Origin of the sequence: Streptomyces sp. P1-3 (assembly GCF_050613155.1) — a bacterium.
Lineage (GTDB): Bacteria > Actinomycetota > Actinomycetes > Streptomycetales > Streptomycetaceae > Streptomyces.
Genome location: NZ_CP192512.1, coordinates 1,758,633 through 1,782,317 on the forward strand (window position 1 = coordinate 1,758,633; position 23,685 = coordinate 1,782,317).

General features: G+C 69.9%; 2 protein-coding genes (1 of these 2 cut by a window edge). Both read right to left on the reverse strand.

The window, feature by feature from the left end:
* Positions 1-1,019: the start of a non-ribosomal peptide synthase/polyketide synthase gene (locus ACQUSR_RS07315; RefSeq protein ID WP_431041736.1), read on the reverse strand. It extends 21,535 nt beyond the left edge of the window; 1,019 of the gene's 22,554 nt are visible here — the first part of the coding sequence; the start codon lies at positions 1,017-1,019; its stop codon lies off the left edge, out of view.
* A complete protein-coding gene (locus ACQUSR_RS07320; protein ID WP_431041737.1) occupies positions 1,019-23,485 on the reverse strand; it encodes a non-ribosomal peptide synthase/polyketide synthase in 22,467 nt (7,488 codons plus the stop codon). The genes ACQUSR_RS07315 and ACQUSR_RS07320 overlap by 1 nt, the downstream gene beginning before the upstream one ends.
* Positions 23,486-23,685: the final 200 nt, after the last annotated feature.

The window sequence follows — 23,685 nt, forward strand, 5'->3', positions numbered from 1 at the left end:
GCCAGCTCCTCCACCAGGCGCTCGAAGGGCACGTCCTGGTGGCTGAAGGCGGACAGGCCCGTCTCCCGCACCCGGCCGAGTACGTCGGCGAACGTCGGGTCGCCGGACAGGTCGGTGCGCAGCACGAGCGTGTTGACGAAGAAGCCGACAAGGTCGTTGAGGGCCACGTCGGTGCGTCCGGCGTTCGCGGAACCGATGGGGATGTCCGTGCCCGCTCCCAGGCGGGACAGGAGCACTGCGAGGGCGGCCTGGAGCACCATGAACGGCGTCACGCCCTCGGCGCGGGCCAGCTCCGCCAGGCGGGCGTGCACCTCGGCGGGGACCTCGAAGGGCACGCGGTGCCCCTGGTAGCTACCGACCGGGGGGCGCGGGTGGTCGAAGGGGAGCCGCAGCTCTTCCGGCGCACCGTCCAACGCCTCGCGCCAGTAGGCGACCTGCTGCGAGAGCACGCTCTCGGGGTCGTTCTCGTCGCCGAGGAGTTCGCGTTGCCACAGCGCGTAGTCGGCGTACTGCACCGGCAGCGGCTCCCACTCCGGAGCCCGGCCCGCGCAGCGCGCCCCGTAGGCAGCGGCGAGGTCGCGGGCGAGCGGCCCGGCCGACCAGCCGTCACTTGCGATGTGGTGCACCACCACGAGCAGGACGTGCTCGTCGGCCCCGGTCACGAACAGCCAGGCACGGACCGGCACTTCGGACGACAGGTCGAACGGCTGCGAAGCGGCACCGGCGACCGCCTCGGTGAGGGCGGTCGGCTCGTCGGCGTTGGACACGTCGACGGTCTGGAGCTGCCACGCGACGTCCTCGAGCTTCAACGCCCGCTGGTACGGCTCGCCTTCGGACAGCCCGAAGACCGTACGCAGCACTTCGTGACGGCCGATCACGTCTCGCAGCGCTGCATCCAGCGCCCCGGCGTCGACGTTGCCGGAAAGCCGCAGGGCCATCGGGATGTTGTAAGTGGGGCTGGGGCCCTCAAGCTGCTCGATGAACCACAGACGGCGCTGCGCGAATGACAACGGAAACATCAGGACTCCCCCTGGTTACGCATGGGCCGCAACGCCGGCCGTGCTGACTTCTTCTTTCCAAGCTGTTGTGCGAGACCTGCCACGGTGGGCGAGTCGAACAGGGTCCGGATCTCCACCTCGACACCGAGGACGGCCCTGATCTCGCTGACGAGCCGTACGCCCAGGAGCGAGTGACCGCCGAGGACGAAGAAGTCGTCGTCGACTCCCACCTCGGGCAATCCCAGGACGTCGGCGAAGACGTTGCACAGGAGCTCTTCCTGTGGCGTCGACGGCTTGCGGCTTCCCGCCGCCTTCCCGGATGCGTGGTCGGGGGCGGGCAGGGCCTTGCGGTCGAGCTTGCCGTTGACCGTCAACGGCAGCGCGTCCAGGACCACGAGCGCGGCGGGCACCATGTGCGCGGGCAGCCGCGAGGCCACCACCTCACGGACCGAAACCGGCAGTCCGTCGTTGTCCGCGCCCTCGCCAGGCACGACGTACGCGACAAGACGCTTGTCGCCCGGAGCATCCTCGCGGGCGATCACCGCGGCCTGAGCGACCTGCGGGTGCGCGGCCACCGCCGCCTGCACCTCACCCAGCTCGATACGGAACCCGCGCACCTTGACCTGCTCATCAGCACGCCCGGCGAACACCAACCGGCCGTCGACAGTCCACCGCGCCAGGTCCCCGGTGCGGTACATCCGCTCACCCGACCCGCCATACGGACAGGCCACGAACCGCTCCGCGCTCAGGTCCGGCCGACCGTGATAACCACGCGCCAGACCCGCACCCGCCACATACAGCTCGCCAACCACACCCGGCGCCACAGGCTCGAGGCCGCCGTCCAGGACGTACATCCGGGTGTTCGCCATCGGAGACCCAAAGGGCACCGTCCCCTCATGCTCCGGATCCACCACACCGGTGGCCACGATGACCGTGGCCTCGGTCGGCCCGTACGTATTGACCAGGCGTCGACCCTTGGCCCACGCAGCCGCAAGACCCGGCTCCACGGCCTCCGCACCGATCACCAGCGAACCCACACCCGCCAGATCCTCCGGCTCCAACACACCCAGCAGCGACGGCACCACACTCGCCGAACGCACCCCAGCCGAAGCCACCAGATCCCGCAGCAACCGCGGCTCGGCACGCTCCGCAGCACCCGCCACCACCAGGGAGCCACCCTGGCTCAACGTGACGGCCACATCCAGAACAGAGGCGTCGAAGCTGAACGAGGCGAACTGCAACACACCCACACCCGGCCCGACCTCCATCAACGGACCGAACACCGACACCAGATTCGCCACACCGCCATGCCGGACCGCGACGCCCTTGGGACGACCCGTGGAACCAGAGGTGTAGATCACATACGCCAGACCATCAGGCGCCACAGTCACAATCGGCGACGTGACAGGCAGTCCGGCCAGCTCCCCGACCATCCGCGGATCATCCAGGCACACCAGCGGCAGCGAACCCGTCAGCCCCGCAACCGTGGCGCCATGGCCGACCACGACCTGAGCACCACTGTCGCGGAGCATGAACTCCAGCCGGTCCACCGGATACTCCGGATCCAACGGCACATAAGCACCCCCCGCCTTCCACACCGCGAGGATGCCCACCACCATGTCCACACCACGCGGCAGACACAGACCCACAACCGACTCGGCACCCACGCCCAGACCCACCAGATGATGAGCCAACTGGCAGGCACGCGCGTCAAGGTCGCCATACGACACCTCGACACCATCAGCGACCACTGCCACCGCATCCGGCGTCCGCACCACCTGCGCCGCAAACAGCTCAGGCACCAAGGTCGACGACACCTCGGCGGCCGTGTCATTCCACGCGGCAAGCACCTGATGCCGCTCGGCCTCGCCCAGCACGTCCACCGCGCTCAGCCGCGTCCGCGGGTTGGTGGTGAGCGTGTCCAGGACGCGGACCCAGCGCTCCACGAGCCGTTCACCCGAGACCCGGTCGAAGAGATCCGCGGCGACCGTGAGGAGGCCGTTGAGTCCGGCTGGTGCGCGGTCGGCGTCGAAGGTCTCGGCCACGCTGACGTCCAGGTCGAACTTGGCCACCGCGGTGTCCGCGGGCATCCCTTCGGCGCGTACGCCGGGCAAGGTCATGACGGCTTCGGCGTTGTTCTGCAGGGTGAGCATCACCTGGAACAGCGGGTGCCGGGACAGAGAACGCGTCGGCGCCAGCTCCTCCACCAGGCGCTCGAACGGCACGTCCTGGTGCGCGAGGCCGGACAGGCCCGCCTCTCGCACGCGGGACAGGAGCTTGCGGAACGTCGGGTCGCCCGACAGGTCCGCGCGCAGCACCAGCGTGTTCACGAAAAAGCCGACCAGGTCGTCGACGGCTTCGTCGGTACGACCCGCATTCGCCAGGCCCATGGGGATGTCGGTGCCCGCACCGAGGCGGGAGAGGAGCACGGCGAAGGACGCCTGGAGCACCATGAACACCGTCACGCCCTCGGCCCGCGCCACCTCCACGAGGCGGGCGTGCACCTCCGCCGGGATTTCCAACGGCAGTTGGTGGCCCAAGCCGCCGGCCACGGCCGGGCGGGGCCGGTCGTAGGGGAGCTCCAGCTCCTCCGGCGCACCGGCCAGGGCCTCGCGCCAGTGGGCGACCTGCTGCGAGAGCACGCTCTCCGGGTCGTTCTCGTCGCCGAGCAGCGCCCGCTGCCACAGCGCGTAGTCCGCGTACTGCACCGGCAGCGGCTCCCACCAGGGAGCGCGGCCCGCGCAGCGCGCCTCGTACGCCACCGACAGGTCGCGTGCCAGCGGGCCCATCGACCAGCCATCACCGGCGATGTGGTGCACCACCACGACCAGGACGTGTTCCTCCGGTGCCACGGCGAACAGCCGGGCGTGGATGGGCAGTTCGGCGGAGATGTCGAACGTGTACCGCACCGTCTCGGCCACCGCGGCGTCGACGTCCGCCGGGGCGGCGTCGGCGACCTGCAGCCGCCAGTCCAGGTCCGCCACGTCCAGGACGTGCTGGTACGGCTCGTCGCCGTCGGCGGTGGCCATCACCGTGCGCAGCACCTCGTGGCGGGCGATGACGTCGCGCAGCGCCGCGTTCAGTGCCTCCCTGTCCACGTGGCCCGTCAGGCGCAGCGCCACCGGGATGTTGTAGGTGGGGCTCGGGCCGTCCAGCTGGCCGATGAACCACAGGCGGCGCTGGGCGTACGACAGCGGCAGGCGCTCGGGGCGCTCCTGTGCCGTCAGGGCGGCCCGGGTGGTGCTCCCTCCTGCGAGGCGGGCGGCGAGCCCGGCCGCGGTGGGCGCGTCGAACAGCTCCCGGATCTCCAGGTCGACGCCGAGCACCGAGCGCACCCGGCTGGCCAGGCGCACCGCGAGCAGGGAGTGGCCGCCGAGGGCGAAGAAGTCGTCGTCGACGCCGACGCTCTCCACGCCGAGAACCTTCGCGAAGACGGCGCAGAGGATTTCCTCGCGCGGGTTGGCCGGGGCGCGGCCGGCCGTCGTCGCGGCTGCGAGCTCCGGGGCGGGCAGGGCCCTGCGATCCAGCTTCTTGTTGACCGTCAGTGGCAGCTCGTCGAGGACGACGACCGCCGCGGGAACCATGTACTCGGGCAGGTGCTCGGCCGCGAGGCCGCTGAGCGCCGCCGGCAGCTGGGCCGTCGCCACGCCGTCGGCGGGCACGACGTACGCCACCAGGCGCTTGTCGCCCGGGGTGTCCTCACGGACGATCACCGCGGACTGGGTCACCGAGGCGTGCCCGGTGAGCACGCTCTCGATCTCGCCGAGTTCGATCCGGAAGCCCCGGATCTTCACCTGGTCGTCGGAGCGGCCCGCGAAGACCAGCTGGCCTTCTGGGGTCCAGCGGGCCCGGTCACCGGTGCGGTAGACGCGGGATCCGGCCGGGCCGAACGGGTTCGCCACGAAGCGTTCCGCGGTCAACGCGGCGCGCCCGAGGTAGCCGCGGGCCAGTCCGGCACCGGACACGTACATCTCGCCGTCCACACCGGGCGGGGTGGGGTTCAGGTGCTCGTCGAGCACATACACCTGGGTGTTGACCACCGGCGATCCGATGGCGACCTCGCCGGCGGGGTCGCAGCGCCACAGGGTGGCGTCGACCGTGGTCTCGGTCGGGCCATAGGAGTTGAACATCGCACGGCCCCGCGCCCAGCGCGCCATCACGTCCGGCGGGCAGGCCTCTCCCGCCACGGCGAGCACGGTGTCCGTACCGATCGACGTCTCGTCCAGGGTGGCCAGGACGGCGGGCGGCAGCGTCACGTGCGTCACGCCCTGTGCGGTGAGGAACTCGGGCAGCGCCGTGCCGAGGCGCCGCTCCTGCGGGACCACCACCAGGGCGGCCCCGGACAGGAGCGCCATGAACCACTCCCAGCCGAAGGTGTCGAAGCTGGCCGAAGCGAACTGCCCGACTCGGTGCCCCGAGCCCACGCCGAGGTACCGGATGTGACCGGCCACGAGGCTGGCCACGCCCGCGTGGGAGACCAGGACGCCCTTGGGGCGGCCCGTGGAACCGGACGTGTAGATCACGTACGCGGGGTGTGCGGTCCGCAGCGGTGCCCGCCGTTCGGCGTCGTCGAGCGCACCGGACGGCAGGGCCTCCAGGGCCCCGGCCACCTCGGGCGCGTCGAGCAGCACCACCGTGGTGTCCGCGTCCACGGGCAGGACGGTGGCGGTGGCCCGCGTGGCGAGCACCGCCACCGGTGCCGCGTCGGCGCACATGTACGCGATGCGGTCGGCCGGGTACTCGGGGTCGATCGGCATATAGGCGCCACCGGCCTTGAGGACCGCGAGCAGCGACACCATCAGGTCCGTGCCGCGCTCCAGCGCCACGGCGACCACGGCTTCCGGGCCGACGCCCAGCGCGACGAGGTGGCGCGCCAGGCGGTTGGCCCGGGCATCCAGCTCCGCGTACGAGACGTCCGAGCCGTCGGCGACGACGGCGACGGCGTCCGGGGTGCGGGCCGCCCGCGCCTCGAACAGCTGCGGAACCGTCCCCGTCGGCACCTCGGCCGCGGTGTCGTTCCACTCGGTGAGCACCTGGTGGCGCTGCCCCTCGTCGAGTACGCGGATGTCGCTCAACGCGACGTCGGTGCCGCCGTCGACGGCCTGTTCCAGCGCCGCCACCAGGTTCTCGATGACCGTGCACAGCAGCGTCGCCACGGCGTCCGCGTCGACCGGAGCGGCCGCGTCCACCATCAGACCGAGGCCGTCACCGTCGTCGTCGAAGACGGCGCCCAGCGGGTAGTTGCTCCGCTCGCGGACGAACACCATCTCGATGCCGTCGCCGATGTCGACCGTGTCGTGGCTGTAGCTGACGTTGTGGCGGTAGTTGAGGATCGAGGTGAACAGGGGTCCGTCGCCGGACACCGCGCTGGCCTGCTGCGCCAGGGTGAGCGGCGCGTGCTCGTGCTCGAGGAGCGCGGCCAGCTGACCGCGCATCCCCTGCACCGCCTCGACGACACTCGTGCTGTCGTCCAGGCGCGCGCGCACCGGCAGCGTGTTCATGAAGGGACCGGGCACCCGGTCCGCACCGGCACCGGCGTTCATGCGCCCGAACAGGACGGTGCCGAAGACCACGTCGTCACGGCCGCTGACCGCGGCGAGGACACGCGCCCACGCCACATGCATCACCGTGGCCGGGCTCGCACCGAGCCGCCGCGCCACGTCACGCAGCCGCGCCTCGAAGTCCGGCGCGAAGTGCCGCCGCACCTGCATCGAGTCCATGCCGTCGCCGTACGCGTCGACCAAGCCGTACGGTGCGGTCGGCTCGTCGACATCGCCCAGCAGGTCGGCGAAGTAGCCCTCGTGCTTCCCGCTCTCGATACCGGCACGCGCCTGCGCCACGAAGTCCCGGAACGGCAGCGGCTGGGGCAGCTCGGCACCCCGCCCGGCGAGAAGCGCCTCGACCTCGCCGAGTACCACCTCCAGCGCCGTGTGGTCCTGGATCATGTGGTGCACGCGGATCAGCAGCAGCCAACGGCCGTCCACGACAGGCGCCGCGTGCAGCCCGAGAAGCGGCGCCCGGCCCAGGTCCATCGACAGACCCACTGTCGTCAGCAGCTTCTGCACCGGGTCCGTGCCCGTGTCCTGGAGGTCGAGTTCGACTTCCTCGACAGAGAGTTGGGCATGGCGCCACACGACCTGCACCGGTTCGCGCAGTCGGCCTTCCCACAGGACTGCGGTGCGCAGAACGTCGTGCCGGTCCACGACCTGCTGGAGGGCGTCGACATAGGTGTCGAGCCGTCCGCGGGAGTCGAACTCCAGGACCGTGGGCGTGACGTACGTGTCCTCGCCGCCTTCGGCCAGGAGGTGGTGGAAGAGCAGGCCCTCCTGGAAGGGGGCGAGCGGGTAGATGTCGGCGACATTGGCCGCGCCGCCCTCGACGGTGGCGACGATCCGCTCGATCTCGTCGGTGGTCAGGTCGACCAGCGGGAGCATCTCGGGCGTGATCGCCTGCGCGTCCGACGGGATGGCGTTGGGGGGAACGACGACGCTCTCCGTACCGGACGCAGCCGCAAGACCGGCCACGGTCGGCGAGTCGAACAGCGTCGGCACTGAGACGGTCACGCCTCGGGTGCGCAGGATCTCCACCAGCCGGATGGCGAGGAGGGAGTGGCCGCCGAGGGCGAAGAAGCTGTCATCGACACCGACGCTGTCCAGGCCCAGGACCTCGGCGAACGCCGCGCACAGGATCTCCTCACGAACGGAGGAGGGGCCGCGGCCCGAACCGGTGGTGTACTCGGGCGCGGGCAGCGCCTTGCGGTCCAGCTTGCCGTTGACCGTCAGCGGCAGCACGTCAAGGACGACGACGGCTGAGGGCACCATGTACTCCGGCAGCCGGCCGACCAGGAACTGGCTGAACTTCTGAGCCAGTTCGTCGCGGTCCGCGTCGTCGGCCGGAACGATGTAGGCGACCAGGCGCTTGTCACCGGGGATGTCCTCGCGGGCGATCACCGCGGCCTGGGCCACCTGCGGGTGCGCGGCCACCACGGCCTGCACCTCACCCGGCTCGATACGGAACCCACGAATCTTGACCTGCTCGTCCGCACGGCCCAGATACTCCAGCTGGCCGTCACTGTTCCAGCGGGCCAGGTCACCCGTGCGATAAAGGCGATCACCCGCCCCGCCATACGGGCTGGCCACAAACCGCTCCGCCGTCAAGCCCGCACGAGACGCATAACCACGAGCCAACTGCACACCAGCGATATACAGCTCCCCACCCACACCCACCGGTAGCGGTTGCAGCGCAGCGTCCAGCACATACAGACAGGTATTCGCAACCGGACCACCAATGGGCACGACCGGCTCACCCGGAGCACACTGCCAAGCCGTGACGTCCACCGACGCCTCCGTCGGCCCATACAAATTGTGCAACTCCACCTGCCGGCCAAGGACCTCGAAGAAACGGTCCTGTACGCCTGGCGCCAGCGCCTCACCCGAGCAGACCACACGCCGCAGGTGACCACTGGCCCCAGCGGCACCGGAATCGCTCAGGAACGCCTCCAGCATCGAGGGCACAAAATGCACCGTCGACACCCGCTGCGTCTCGATCACCTCGGCGACATAGGCCGGGTCGCGGTGGCCGCCCGGACGGGCCACCACCAGCACCCCACCCTCGAGCAGCGGCCAGAAGAACTCCCACACCGACACGTCAAACCCGAACGGCGTCTTCTGCAACACCCGCTCACCCGGCACCAGACCAAACCGGGACTGCATCCACACCAAACGGTTCACAATGCCCGCATGCGAGACGACGACGCCCTTAGGCCGACCCGTCGACCCCGAGGTGAACAACACATACGCCGCATGCGCCGCCAACAGCGGGCCGCCACGCTCCGCGTCCGACAACGCAGACGCGTCAACACCCGCCAACGCTGAGAACGTCTCCGCCGACACCACAACCGCAGCACCAGCATCCGCAAGCATGAACCCCACACGCTCAGCGGGAAGTTCCGGATCCACCGGCAGGTAGGCAGCCCCCGCCTTCAGCACACCAAGGAGCGCCACGACAAGGTCGACGCCACGCTCCAGACACACGCCCACCACAGACTCAAGGCCCACACCCTGACCGAGGAGATATCGCGCCAACTGATTGGCTCGAGCGTCCAGCTCGGCGTACGAAACCTCAGCACCCTCGAATACGACCGCAACCGCATCCGGAGTACGAGCCACCTGCGCCTCAAACAACTGCGAGAGCGTCTTCGAAGACACCGGCATTTCAACCGCCGTGTCATTCCACCCCGTCAGCACCCGCCGACGCTCAACCTCACCCAGCACCTCCACCGCGCTCAACGGCAGATCCGGACCACCCTCCAAGGCCCGTTCCAACACAGCCACCAGGCTCTCCGTGGCCGTGCCCACCATCGCCGCCACAGCACCCGCGTCGATCGGAGCGACCGCATCAACCGTCAGCCCAAGGACGTCACCGTCGTCATCGACGACAACAGTCAACGGGTAGTTGGTGCGCTCGCGCGAGAACACCACCTGGATACCGTCGCCGACGTCGGCCACACCCTGGCCAGAGCCAGCGCTGTGGCGATAGTTGAGCATGGAGGTGAACAGCGGAGCATCCGCCGCAACCCCACTGGCCTGCTGCGCCAGCGCCAGCGGCGCGTGCTCGTGCTCGAGAAGACCCGCGAGCTGACCCCGCATCCCCCGCAGCGCAGCGAGGACACCCGCACCGTCGTCCAGGCGTGTCCGCACCGGCAGCGTGTTGATGAACGGACCGGCGACCCGGTCCGAGCCGGCACCGGCGTTCATGCGCCCGAACAGGACGGTGCCGAAGACCACGTCGTCACGGCCGCTGACCGCGGCGAGGACACGCGCCCACGCCACATGCATCACCGTGGCCGGGCTCGCACCGAGTCGCTGCGCCACATCGCGCAGCCGCCCGGAGAGGTCCGACCCCAAGTCGGCCACCGTACGCGACACATCCGCGCCCACACCATGTACATCGACCATGCCGTATGGCGCGGTCGGCTCGTCCACATCGCCAAGGAGCTCGGCGAAGTACCGCTCGTGCTCGGCGCGTTCCATTCCGCCGCGCGCCTGCGCCACGAAGTCCCGGAACGCCAACGGCTCAGGCAGCTCCGCACCACGACCGGCGAGCAGCGCCTCCACCTCACCGAGCAGAAGCTCCAGACCCGTGTGGTCCTGGATCATGTGATGCACGCGGATCAGCAGCAGCCAGCGACTCTCGGCAACCTGTGCCGCGTGCAGCCCGAGCAGCGGCGCCCGACCCAGATCCATCGACAGACCACCGGCAGCCAAAAGCTGCCCCACCGGCTCGCCACCCTGCCGGTCAAGCTCAACCTCCACGAAGGGAAGCCGGGCGCGCCGCCACACCACCTGCACCGGCTCACGCAGCCCCTCCCACACGATGGCCGTCCGCAGAATGTCGTGCCGGTCCACGGCCTGCTGCAGCGCATCGGTGAACGCGTCAAGGCGCGCACGGCTGTCGAACTCCAGCACCGTGGGCGTGACGTAGGCGTCCTCGCCACCATCAGCGAGGAGGTGGTGGAAGAGCAAGCCCTCCTGGAGGGGAGCCAGCGGGTAGATGTCAGCGACGTTCGCCGCGCCACCGTCGACGGAGGCGACGACACACTCGACCTCCTCCGCGGTCAGCTCCACCAGCGGCAGCATCTCCGGCGTGATCACCTGCGCGTCCGCCGGGATGGCGTTGGGCGGAACAACGACACCCTCCACACCCGACGCAGCCGCAAGACCGGCCACGGTCGGCGAATCAAACAGCGCCCGCACCGAGATGGACTCACCTCGGGTGCGCAGGATCTCCACCAGCCGGATCGCCAGCAGCGAGTGACCACCCAGCGCGAAGAAGCTGTCATCGACGCCGACGCTGTCCAGGCCCAGGACCTCGGCGAACGCGGCGCACAGGATCTCCTCACGAACGGAGGAGGGGCCGCGGCCCGAACCGGTGGTGTACTCGGGGGCGGGCAGCGCCTTGCGGTCCAGCTTGCCGTTGACCGTCAACGGCAGCACGTCCAGGACCACGACCGCGGACGGCACCATGTACTCCGGCAGTCGCGCGGCAGCGAACTCCCGGACGGATTCCGACAGTTCACGCCCCTCGCCCTGATCCGGCGCCACGTACGCGACCAGACGCTTGTCACCGGGGAAGTCCTCGCGGGCGATCACCGCGGCCTGGGCCACCTGCGGATGCGCGGCCACCACGGCCTGCACCTCACCCGGCTCGATACGGAACCCACGGATCTTGACCTGCTCGTCAGCGCGACCGAGATACTCCAGCTGACCGTCACTGTTCCAGCGGGCCAGGTCACCGGTGCGATACAGGCGCTCACCCGGCCCGCCATACAGGCTGGCCACAAACCGCTCCGCGGTCAGGCCAGCGCGGGACGCGTAGCCGCGCGCCAACTGGACGCCCGCAATATACAGTTCGCCGCCCACCCCCACCGGCACCGGCTGCAGCGCCGCGTCCAGAACGTACAGGCGGGTGTTGGCCACCGGACCACCGATCGGCACGACCGGCTCACCCGCAGCGCACTGCCAGGCAGTCACGTCGACCGACGCCTCCGTGGGCCCGTACAGGTTGTGCAGCTCGACCCCGGCGCCCAGGACCTCAAAGAAGCGGTTCTGCACGCTCGCTGTCAAGGCCTCGCCGGAGCAGACCACGCGCCGCAGCTGCTCGCCGGCGCCAGCGGCGGCAGGGTCACTGAGGAAGGCTTCCAACATCGAGGGCACGAAGTGCACCGTCGACACCCGCTGCTTCTCGATCACCTCGGCGACATAGGCCGGGTCGCGGTGGCCGCCCGGACGGGCCACCACCAACACGCCACCCTCAAGCAGCGGCCAGAAGAACTCCCACACCGACACGTCAAACCCGAACGGCGTCTTCTGCAACACCCGCTCACCCGGCACCAGACCGAAGCGGGACTGCATCCACGCCAGCCGGTTCACGATGCCCGCATGCGAAACCACCACACCCTTCGGGCGGCCCGTCGACCCCGAGGTGAACAACACATACGCCGCGTGATCCCCACGCAGCACACCCCGCTCCAACTCCGACAACGGACCCGAGGCAATACCGGCCACCGCCTGGAACATCTCCGCCGACACCACCACCGAAGCACCCGCATCCGCGAGCATGAACTCCACCCGCTCAGCAGGCAGGTCAGGATCCACCGGCAGATACGCAGCACCCGCCTTCAGGACGCCAAGGAGCGCCACGACCAGGTCGATGCCGCGCTCCAAACGCACGCCCACCACGGACTCCAGGCCCACACCCTGACCGAGCAGGTGACGCGCCAACTGATTGGCCCGGGCGTCGAGTCGGGCGTACGAAACCTCAGCACCCTCGAATACGACCGCAACCGCATCCGGAGTGCGAGCCACCTGCGCCTCAAACAACTGCGAGAGCGTCTTCGAAGACACCGGCATTTCAACCGCCGTGTCGTTCCACTCCGTCAGCACCCGCCGACGCTCAACCTCACCCAGCACCTCCACCGCGCTCAACGGCAGATCCGGACCACCCTCCAAGGCCCGTTCCAACACGGCCACCAGGCTCTCCGTGGCCGTGCCCACCATCGCCGTCACAGCACCCGCGTCGATCGGAGCGACCGCGTCCACGGTCAGCCCGAGACCATCGCCGCTGTCATCGACGACAACGCTCAACGGGTAGTTGGTGCGCTCGCGCGAGAACACCAACTCGATGCCTTCGCCAATGTCAGCCACGTCCTGGCTGGAACCGGTGCTGTGGCGATAGTTGAGCATGGAGGTGAACAGCGGAGCATCCGCCGCAACCCCACTGGCCTGCTGCGCCAGCGCCAGCGGCGCGTGCTCGTGCTCGAGAAGACCCGCGAGCTGACCGCGCATCGCCGAGATCGCCGCGACCACGGTGGTCTCGTCCACCCGCAGCCGCACCGGCAGCGTGTTCATGAACGGACCGGGCACCCGGTCCGCCCCCGCGCCGGCCGTCATACGCCCGAACAGCACAGTGCCGAACACGACATCGTCACGTCCGCTGACCGCGGCGAGGACACGCGCCCACGCCACATGCAGCACGGTCGCCGGGCTCGCACCGAGCCGCCGCGCCACCTCACGCACCCGCGCCTCGAGGCCCGGAGCGAGGTCCTGCCGCACTTCGACCGCGTCCATGCCGTCGCCGTGCACGTCGACCATGCCGTACGGCGCGGTCGGCTCGTCCACATCGCCAAGGAGCTCGGCGAAGTACCGCTCGTGCTCGGCGCGTTCCATTCCGCCGCGCGCCTGCGCCACGAAGTCACGGAACGCCAACGGCTCGGCCAGCTCCGCACCACGACCGGCGAGCAGCGCCTCCACCTCACCGAGCAGAAGCTCCAGACCCGTGTGGTCCTGGATCATGTGATGCACGCGGATCAGCAGCAGCCAGCGACTCTCGGCAACCTGTGCCGCGTGCAGCCCGAGCAGCGGCGCCCGACCCAGATCCATCGACAGACCACCGGCAGCCAAAAGCTGCCCCACCGGCTCGCCACCCCGCGGATCGAGTTCGATCTCTGTGAAGGGGAGTCGGGCGTGCCGCCACACCACCTGCACCGGCTCACGCAGGCCCTCCCACACGATGGCGGTGCGCAGGATGTCGTGCCGGTCCATGACCTGCTGCAGCACATCGGTGAACGCATCAAGGCGCGCACGGCTGTCGAACTCCAGCACCGTGGGCAGGACATACGTGTCCTCGCCGCCATCGGCGAGCAGGTGGTGGAAGAGCAGGCCCTCCTGCAACGGAGCCAGCGGGTAGACGTCCGCCACATTGGCCGCACCGCCCTCGACGGTGGCGACGACCCGCTCGACCTCCTCAGCGGTCAGGTCGACCAGCGGCAGCATCTCCGGCGTGATCACCTGCGCGTCCGCCGGGATGGCGTTGGGCGGAACGACGACACTCTCCGCGCCCGACGCAGCCGCAAGACCCGCCACGGTCGGAGTCTGGAACAGCGCCCGCACCGACACCGAAACGCCACGGGTGCGCAGGATCTCCGCCAGCCGGATCGCCAGCAGCGAGTGACCACCCAGCGCGAAGAAGCTGTCATCGACACCGACGCTCTCCACGCCCAGGACCTCGGCGAACGCGGCACACAAGATCTCCTCGCGCACCGTCGACGGCCCACGACCCGAACCCGTCCCGTACTCGGGGGCGGGGAGCGCCTTGCGGTCCAGCTTGCCGTTGACGGTCAGCGGCAGCACGTCCAGGACCACGACCGCGGACGGCACCATGTATCCCGGCAGCCGCTCAGCGGCGAACTCCCGGACCGGCTCCGTCAGCTCTTCGGTATTCACGCCCTCAGCGGGGACCACGTAGGCCACCAGGCGCTTGTCGCCCGGGGTGTCCTCACGCACCACGACCGCCGCCTGCGCCAGCCGCTCGCACGCCGCCAGCACCGCCTCGACCTCACCGGTCTCGATCCGGAAACCCCGGACCTTCACCTGGTCATCAACGCGCCCGACGAACTCCAGCTCACCAGCCACGTTCCACCGCACCACATCCCCAGTGCGGTACATCCGCCCACCAGCAACGCTGTATGGACAGGCCACAAACCGCTGCGCAGACAGCGCTGTGCGGCCCAGATAGCCCCGAGCCACACCCGCACCGGCCACATACAACTCACCAGCAACACCAGCCGGAACCGGCTCCAGACGCCCATCCAGCACATACAGCCGCAGATCAGGAATCCCCCGCCCGATCACGCTGGCCGCACCCTCCACCGCCGCCCGCTCATCCAACGGGGCATAGGTGACGTGCACCGTGGTCTCGGTGATCCCGTACATGTTCACCAACCGCGGCGCATCCGCCTCGTGGCGGGCATACCACTCCCGCAACCGCGCCGGATCCAATGCCTCACCACCGAACACCACTGCACGCAGCGCGAGTTCCGCACCCAGCTGCGGCTCAACCGCCTCAGCCTGCATCAGCTGGTAGAACGCCGACGGCGTCTGGTTCAACACCGTCACCCGCTCACGCACCAGCAACCGCAGAAACTCTCGCGGGGAACGTGAGACCTCAAACGGCACCACCACAACACGGCCGCCGTGCAGCAACGCGCCCCACAACTCCCACACCGAGAAGTCGAACGCGAACGAGTGGAACCATGTCCACACATCCCCGGCCCCGAACTCAAACCACCGCCCGGTCGCCGTGAAGAGCCGCACCGCATTCGCATGCGACACCACCACACCCTTCGGGCGACCCGTCGACCCCGACGTGTAGATCACATACGCCGCATGACCCGCCAACAGCGGCCCACCGCGCTCCGCATCCGACAACACCGAGGCGTCCACTTCGGCCAGTTCACGTGCCGTTGAAGGCTCGTCAAGGACCAGCGCCTCAAGGCCGTCCGCGCCGTTCCGGCCGGGCAGCCGGTCACGGCAGTCCAGATCCGTGACCACCACACCAGCAGCCGCGTCCCCCAACACGAAGGCCATCCGCTCGGCGGGGTGGGCCGGGTCGATCGGCAGGTACGCGGCGCCCGTCTTCAGTACGCCCAGGAGTGCCACGATCAGGTCGACGCCGCGCTCCAGGCACACTCCCACCACGGACTCCGCACCCACACCCCGGCCGACCAGCAGCCGCGCAAGGCGGTTCGCGCGCGCGTCCAGCTCCGCGTACGACACCTCGAGGCCGTCACCGGACACGGCCACCGCATCCGGAGTCCGCGCCGCCTGCGCCTCGTACACCTGCGGAATCGTCGACAGCGACGCCTCATCCGATGTGCCGGCCGCGGCACTACCGCTCCACTCGACGAGCAGACGCTGACGCTCGGCCCCGTCCAGCACCTCCACGGTGCTCAACGGCAGCTCCGGACCCCCCTCCAGGGCCCGCTCCAACACGACCACGAGGCTCTCCGCGGCCGTGTCCACCATCGCCGCCACGGCGTCCGCGTCGATCGGAGCGATCGCGTCCACCGTCAGGCCGAGGCCGTCACCGTCATCGTCGAAGACCACGGCCAGCGGGTAGTTGGTGCGCTCGCGTACGAACACCACCTGGACGCCGTCGCCGATCCGGACCGCGCGCCGGCTGTCGTAGCCGGTGTTGTGGCGGTAGTTGAGCATCGAGCTGAACAGCGGTGCGTCCCCCGGCAGCGCGCTGGCCTGCTGCGCCAGGGTGAGCGGGGCCTGCTCGTGCTCGAGCAGCCCCGCCAGCTGACCCCGCATCGCCGCGACCGCCGCGACCGCGCTAGTCTCGTCCACCCGCAGCCGCACCGGCAGCGTGTTCATGAACAGACCGGGCACGTCCGCACCGGCACCAGCGGTCATGCGCCCGAACAGGACGGTTCCGAACACCACGTCGTCACGGCCGCTGACCGCGGCGAGGACACGCGCCCACGCCACATGCAGCACGGTCGCCGGGCTCGCGCCGAGCCGCCGCGCCACCTCGCGCAGCCGCGCCTCGAGATCCACCGCGAGTTCCCGCCGTGTCTGCACCGAGTCCATGCCGTCGCCGTGCGCGTCGAGCAGCCCGTACGGCGCCGTGGGCTCGTCGACGTCACCGAGCAGCTCGGCGAAGAACCGCTCGTGTTCCCCGCTGCCCTGCCCGGCGCGGGCCTGCGCCACGAAGGCACGGAACGGCACCGGCTCCGGCAGTTCGGCAGCCCGCCCGGCGAGGACGGTCTGCACTTCCTGGAGCAGCAGCTCCAGGGTCGTGTGGTCCTGCACCATGTGGTGCATCCGCAGCAGCGCCAGCCACCGGCCGTCCGGCGTGGCGGCCACGTGGAGTCCGAGCAACGGGGCCCGGCCCAGGTCCACCGACAGACCACCGGCGGCCAAGAGCTGCTCGACGGGATCGCCACCCCGCGGGTCGAGTTCGGCTTCCACTACGGGGAGTTGGGCGTGCCGCCACACCACCTGGACCGGCTCGCGCAGGCCCTCCCACACGATGGCGGTACGGAAGGTGTCGTGCCGGTCCAGTACCTGCTGGAGGGCGTCGGCGAACGCGTCAAGGCGTTCGCGGCCGTCGAGCTCGAGGACCGTCTGCATGACGTAGGCGTCCTCGCCGCCCTCGGCGAGGAGGTGGTGGAAGAGCATGCCCTCCTGAAGGGGGGCGAGGGGGTAGATGTCGGCGACGTTCGCCGCGCCGCCCTCGACGGTGGCGACGACACGCTCGACCTCCTCCGCGGTCAGGTCGACCAGCGGCAGCATCTCCGGCGTGATCGCCTGCGCGCCTTCGGGGATCGCGTTGGGCGGCACGACGACACTCTCCGCACCCGACGCGGCGGCAAGACCCGCCACGGTCGGCGCGTCGAACAGCGCCCGCACCGACACGGTCACGCCACGGGTGCGCAGGACCTCCACCAGCTGAATCGCCAGGAGGGAGTGGCCACCGAGGACGAAGAAGCTGTCGTCGACGCCGACACTGTCCAGGCCCAGGACCTCGGCGAACGCGGCGCAAAGGATCTCCTCGCGCACCGTCGACGGCCCACGACCCGAACCCGTCGCGTACTCCGGCGTCGGCAGTGCGGCGCGGTCGAGCTTGCCGTTGACCGTCAACGGCAGCGCGTCCAGGACGACGACCGCGGAGGGCACCATGTGCGCAGGCAGTGACGAAGCCACCAACTCAGTGACGGACCCCGACAGTTCACCGTTGCCCGCGCCCTCGGCCGGAACGACGTACGCGACAAGACGCTTGTCGCCCGGAGCATCCTCGCGGGCGATCACCGCGGCCTGGGCGACCTGCGGGTGCGCGGCCACCGCCGCCTGCACCTCGCCCAACTCAATACGGAAGCCACGGACCTTGACCTGCTCATCCGCACGACCCGCGAACACCAACTGTCCGTCGTCGGTCCACCGCGCCAAGTCGCCGGACCGGTACATCCGCGAACCCGGCGCCCCGAACGGGCAGGCCACGAACCGCTCCGCCGTCAGACCGGCACGGCGCACATACCCGCGCGTGAGCTGAGCGCCCGCCACATACAGCTCACCCACGACACCCGGCGCCACCGGCTCGAGGTTCCGGTCGAGCACGTACATCTGCGTATTGGCAGCAGGAGACCCGAACGGCACCACACCACCGTCGGCCGCTTCCTCCGGGTCCACCACACCGGTGGCCACGATGACCGTGGCCTCGGTCGGCCCGTACGTATTGACCAGGCGTCGACCCTTGGCCCACGCAGCCGCAAGCCCCGGCTCGACCGCCTCCGCGCCGATCACCAGCGAGCTGACCTGCGCCAGATCCTCCGGCTCCAACACACCCAACAGGGACGGCACCACACTGGCCGAACGCACCCCGGCAGAGGTCACCAGATCCCGCAGCAGACGCGGCTCGGCCCGCTCCGCAGCACCCGCCACCACCAGCGAGCCACCCCGGCTCAGAGTGACCGCGACGTCCAGGACGGAGGCATCGAAGCTGAAGGAGGCGAACTGCAGCACACCCACCCCCGGCCCGACCTCCATCAACGGACCAAACACCGAGACGAGGTTGGCCACACCACCGTGACGGACTGCGACACCCTTGGGGCGCCCCGTCGAGCCGGAGGTGTAGATCACGTACGCGAGACCGTCAGAGGCCACCGTCACGTTCGGCGAAACCGTGGGCAGCTGCGCCAGCTCCCCGGCCATCTGCGGGTCATCCAGGCACACCAGCGGCAACGAACCCGTCAGCCCGGAAACCGTGGCCCCGTGGCCGATGACGACCTGGGCCCCACTGTCAGCGAGCATGAACTCCAGGCGCTCCACCGGATACTCCGGATCCAACGGCACATACGCACCGCCCGCCTTCCACACCGCAAGAATCCCGACCACCATGTCCACCCCACGCGGCAGACACAGACCAACGATCGACTCCGGACCCACACCCAGAGCAATCAGGTGATGCGCCAACTGACCGGCACGCGCGTCCAGTTCGGCGTACGACACCTCGACACCGTCAGCGACAACCGCCACCGCATCCGGCGTCCGCGCCACCTGCGCCGCAAACAACTCCGGCACCAACACCGACGACACCTCAACCGCCGTGTCGTTCCACGCACTCAGCACCAGATGACGCTGACCCTCATCGAGCACACGAACACCGCTCAACGACACATCAGGCCCACCGTCGAGCGCCGACTCCAGCGCCGCCACCAGGTTCTCGGTGGTCGTGCACACCAGCGCCGCCACGGCATTCGCGTCGACCGGGGCGATCGCCTCCACGATCAGGCCGATCTTGGTGCCGTCGTCGTCGATGGCGATCGACAGCGGGTAGTTGGTGCGCTCCCGGAAAAACGCCACCTCGACGCCGTCGAGGAGCTCGGTGGTCTCGCGGTTGAGGCCGTTGTTCGGGCGGTAGTTGAGCAGCGACGTGAACAGCGGTGCGTCCCCGGGCACCCCGCTGGCCTGCTGTGCGAGGGCGAGCGGGGCGTGCTCGTGCTCGAGCAGCGCGGCGAGCTGGCCGCGCATCCCCCGTACCGCCCTCACCGCGGTGGTCTCGTCGAGGCGCAACCGCACCGGCAGCGTGTTGATGAACGGCCCCGGCACCCGGCCCGCACCGGCGCCGGTGCTCATGCGCCCGAACAGGACGGTGCCGAAGACGACGTCGTCACGGCCGCTGACCGCGGCCAGCGCCCGCGCCCAGGCCACGTGCAGCACGGTCGCGGCGGTCGCGCCCAGGCGGCGGGCGGCCTCGCGGACGCGGGCGACAAGGTCCGGCTCGAGGCCGACCATCGCCTCGACGGTGTCCACGCCGTCCCTGCGCGTGTCCACCAGGCCGTACGGCGCGGTGGTCTCATCGACGTCGGCCAGCAGGCCCGCGAAGAACGCCTCGTGCTTCCCGCTCTCGACCCCGGCACGCGCCTGCACGACGAAGTCGCGGAACGCCAGCGGCTCGGGCAGCTCGGCGCCCCGCTCGGTGAGCAGGGCCTCCACCTCGCCGACGAGGATCTCCAGCGCGGTGTGGTCCTCGATGATGTGGTGCAGGCGCATCAGCGCCAGCCACCGGTCGCCATCGGGCTCGGCCGCCACGTGCACCCGGATGAGCGGCGCCTGCCCCAGGTCCATCGTCAGACCGGCCCCGGTCAGCAGTTCCTGCACCGGGTCCGCGCACTGGGGGTCCAGCTCAACGTCTTCGATTGCGAGTTGAGCGTGGCGCCAGACCACCTGTACGGGCGCGCGAAGGCCCTCCCACACCATCGAGGTGCGGAAGACGTCGTGCCGCTGCACCACCTTCTCCAGCGCGTGCATAAAGGCGTCAAGGCGGTCACGCGAGTCGAACCGCAGCACCGTGGGCGTGACGTAGGCGTCCTCGCCGCCGTCGGCGAGCAGGTGGTGGAAGAGCAGACCTTCCTGGAGCGGGGTGAGCGGGTAGATGTCGGCGACGTTGGCCGCGCCGCCGTCGACGGTGGCGACGACGCGCTCGATCTCGTCGGCGGTCAGGTCGACCAGCGGCAGCATGTCGGGCGTGATCGCCTGCGCGCCTTCGGGGATAGCGTTGGGCGGCACGACGACGCTCTCCGCACCCGACGCGGCGGCCAGGCCCGCAACGGTCGGCGAGTCGAACAGCGTCGGGACTGAGATGGTCACGCCACGGGTGCGGAGGATCTCCACGAGACGGATGGCCAGGAGGGAGTGGCCGCCCAGGGCGAAGAAGCTGTCGTCGACGCCGACACTGTCGAGGCCCAGGACCTCGGCGAAGGCGGCGCAGAGGATCTCCTCGCGGACCGTCTCCGGGCCACGACCGGAGCCGGACATGTACTCGGGGGCGGGGAGGGCCTTGCGGTCGAGCTTGCCGTTGACCGTCAGCGGCAGCGCCTCCAGGACCATGACGGCCGAGGGGACCATGTACTCCGGCAGGCGGGCAGCAGCGAACTCCCGGACAGAGTGCGGCAGTTCGTCGTTTGCGCCTTCGGCCGGGACGATGTACGCGACCAGGCGCTTGCCACCCGGAGCGTCCTCGCGGGCGATGACGGCGGCCTGGGCGACCTGCGGGTGGGCGGCGATGACGGCCTGGATCTCGCCCGGCTCGATACGGAAGCCACGGATCTTCACCTGCTCATCCGCGCGACCCAGGTACTCCAGCTGACCGTCCGCATTCCAGCGGGCCAGGTCACCGGTGCGGTACAGGCGCTCGCCGGGAGCGCCGTACGGACTGGCTACGAAGCGCTCGGCGGTCAGGCCCGCGCGGGAGGTGTAGCCGCGGGCCAACTGCACGCCCGCGATGTACAGTTCGCCCCCCACGCCGACCGGCACCGGCTGCAGGGCCGCATCCAGCACGTACAGACGGGTGTTGGCCACCGGACCACCGATCGGCACGACCGGCTCGCCCGCAGCGCACTGCCAGGCCGTGACGTCGACCGACGCCTCCGTGGGCCCGTAGAGGTTGTGCAGCTCGACCTGCTGGCCGAGGACCTCAAAGAAGCGGTCCTGTACGCCCGTTGACAGGGCCTCGCCGGAGCAGACCACACGCCGCAAAGACCCACCGGCGCCCGCGGCAGCCGGGTCGCTCAGGAAGGCTTCCAGCATCGAGGGCACGAAGTGCACCGTCGACACCCGCTCAGCTGCAATCAGTTCGGCCACATAAGCCGGGTCGCGGTGACCGCCAGGGCGGGCCACCACCAGCACGGCGCCCTGGATCAACGGCCAGAAGAACTCCCACACCGACACGTCGAAGCCGAACGGGGTCTTCTGCAGCACCCGCTCACCCGGCACCAGACCAAAGCGGGACTGCATCCAGGCCAGACGGTTCACGATGCCCGAATGCGAGACGACCACGCCCTTGGGGCGGCCCGTCGAGCCGGAGGTGAACAGCACATACGCCGCGTGATCCCCACGCAGCACACCCCGCTCGGACTCCGCCAACGGACCCGAGGCAATGCCAGCCAGCGCCTGGAACGTCTCCGCCGACACCACCACCGAAGCACCCGCATCCGCGAGCATGAACTCCACGCGCTCAGCAGGCAGTTCAGGGTCAACGGGAAGGTAGGCAGCGCCCGCCTTCAGCACGCCGAGCAGTGCCACGACCAGGTCGACACCACGCTCCAAGCGCACGCCCACCACAGACTCCAGGCCGACACCCTGCCCGAGCAGGTGCCGCGCCAACTGATTGGCCCGAGCGTCAAGTTCCGCGTACGAAACCTCAACACCCTCCGCAACAACGGCAACCGCACCCGGCGTCCGAGCCACCTGCGCCTCGAACAACCCCGAAAGCGACCCCGACGGCACCTCAACGCCAGTGTCATTCCACTCCGTCAGCACCCGCCGACGCTCAACCTCACCCAGCACCTCAGCCAGCCCCACAAGTTCAGTGGCAGGCGTCGTGGTGAGCCACTGCACGACGTTCAGGAAGCGGCGCAGTACGTCGGCGGCGGATGCCTCGTCGTGGACGTCCGGGTTGGCATCGACGTTGATCTGGAGGCCGGACCGGTCGTAGACGTCGATGCGGATGTTGTCGACAGGGCCGGTGGAGAGGTTGTGCGCGGTGGCGGGAAGGTCGCCGAAGTGCAGGTCGTAGCCGAACGCCATGACGTTGATGTGCAGACCGCACAGGACGCGGTCGACCATCTTCAGGTCACGGAGGATCTCTTCGTGACGGTAGCGCTCGTGGCGCAGGCCCTCGCGGACCGCGCGGGAGGTCTGCCGGACGGCGTCGGCCACCGTGGTCGACGGGTCGAAGGTCACGCGGACCGGCAGGACGTTGGAGGTCATGCCGGGGATGGCGGCCTCGCGGTGGCCCGCCCGCCCCCGTACGGGAACGCCGATGACCACGTCACGGGCTCCGGTGACGCGGTGCTCGTAGACGGCGGCGGCGGTGATCAGCAGGCCGGCGAGGTTGGTCCTCAGGCGCCGTGCGGCCGCCTTCAGGGCTGCGGCCTCCGGCACGTCGATGCCGTCCGAGGTGCGGACGGGGGCGTGCTGGGCGCGTCGGCCGGTGTGGGCGGTGTCGGCGGCGGTGTCGTCGGACAGGCCTGCGAGGGTGTCGTTCCAGAACTGCCGGTCCTGCTCGATCTCGCCGGACGAACGGTAGGCGCGGTCGGCGTCGAGGAGCACGGAAACCGGCTCGAGGGCGCCGTCGTCGAGGTCGCGGCCCTCCAGGAGGGCGGTGTAGATCTCGGCGCCGCGGGTGGCGAGCGCCACGCCGCCCAGGCCGTCCATGACGAGGTGGTGGACGCGGGTGTACCAGAGGTGCAGATCCTCGCCGATCCTGATGATGGCCTGGGAGGAGAGCGGGCCGCCGTCGAGGTCCACCGGGCGGCGCAGGTCGGCGCGCATCCACTCCTCGGCGGCCGCGCGCGGATCGGGCTCGTCACGCAGGTCGACGACGTGGACGGGGTAGTCCCGCTCGTCGTGCACGTACTGCCAAGGGGTTCCGTCGATGACACGGATGCGCAGTCGCAGGCTCTCGGCCTCGTGCAGCCTGCGCCGTGCGGCCTCCAACAGGAGTTCGAGCTTGGCCCCGCCGCTGATCTCCAGGTACTCGGCGATGTTGAAACCGCGGTTGTCGGGCGCGAGCTGCTGCGCGTACCACACCGCGAGCTGACCGGCCATCAGTTCCCGGAGTCCGGCCTCGGATGTAGCCATTCCCGCATACTCCAATCGGTTCGCGTCATCGACTGGAACAGCAGGGGCCCGCCTCCGTCAGGGCGTGCCGCATTACCGCCCAGCCCTCTGGATCAAGGCTTTGACCTGGTGGTTCACGCTAAATAGGCGATCCTGGCCCGACAGTTGGGCAGGTGGGTCCATCACACCGTCGCCGGGAGCGGGAGCCTGACCACGGCCCG

Excerpts from the sequence above, each read along its gene's own strand:
- ACQUSR_RS07320 (WP_431041737.1), bottom strand. The coding sequence starts at position 23,485 with ATGGCTACATCCGAGGCCGGACTCCGGGAACTGATGGCCGGTCAGCTC.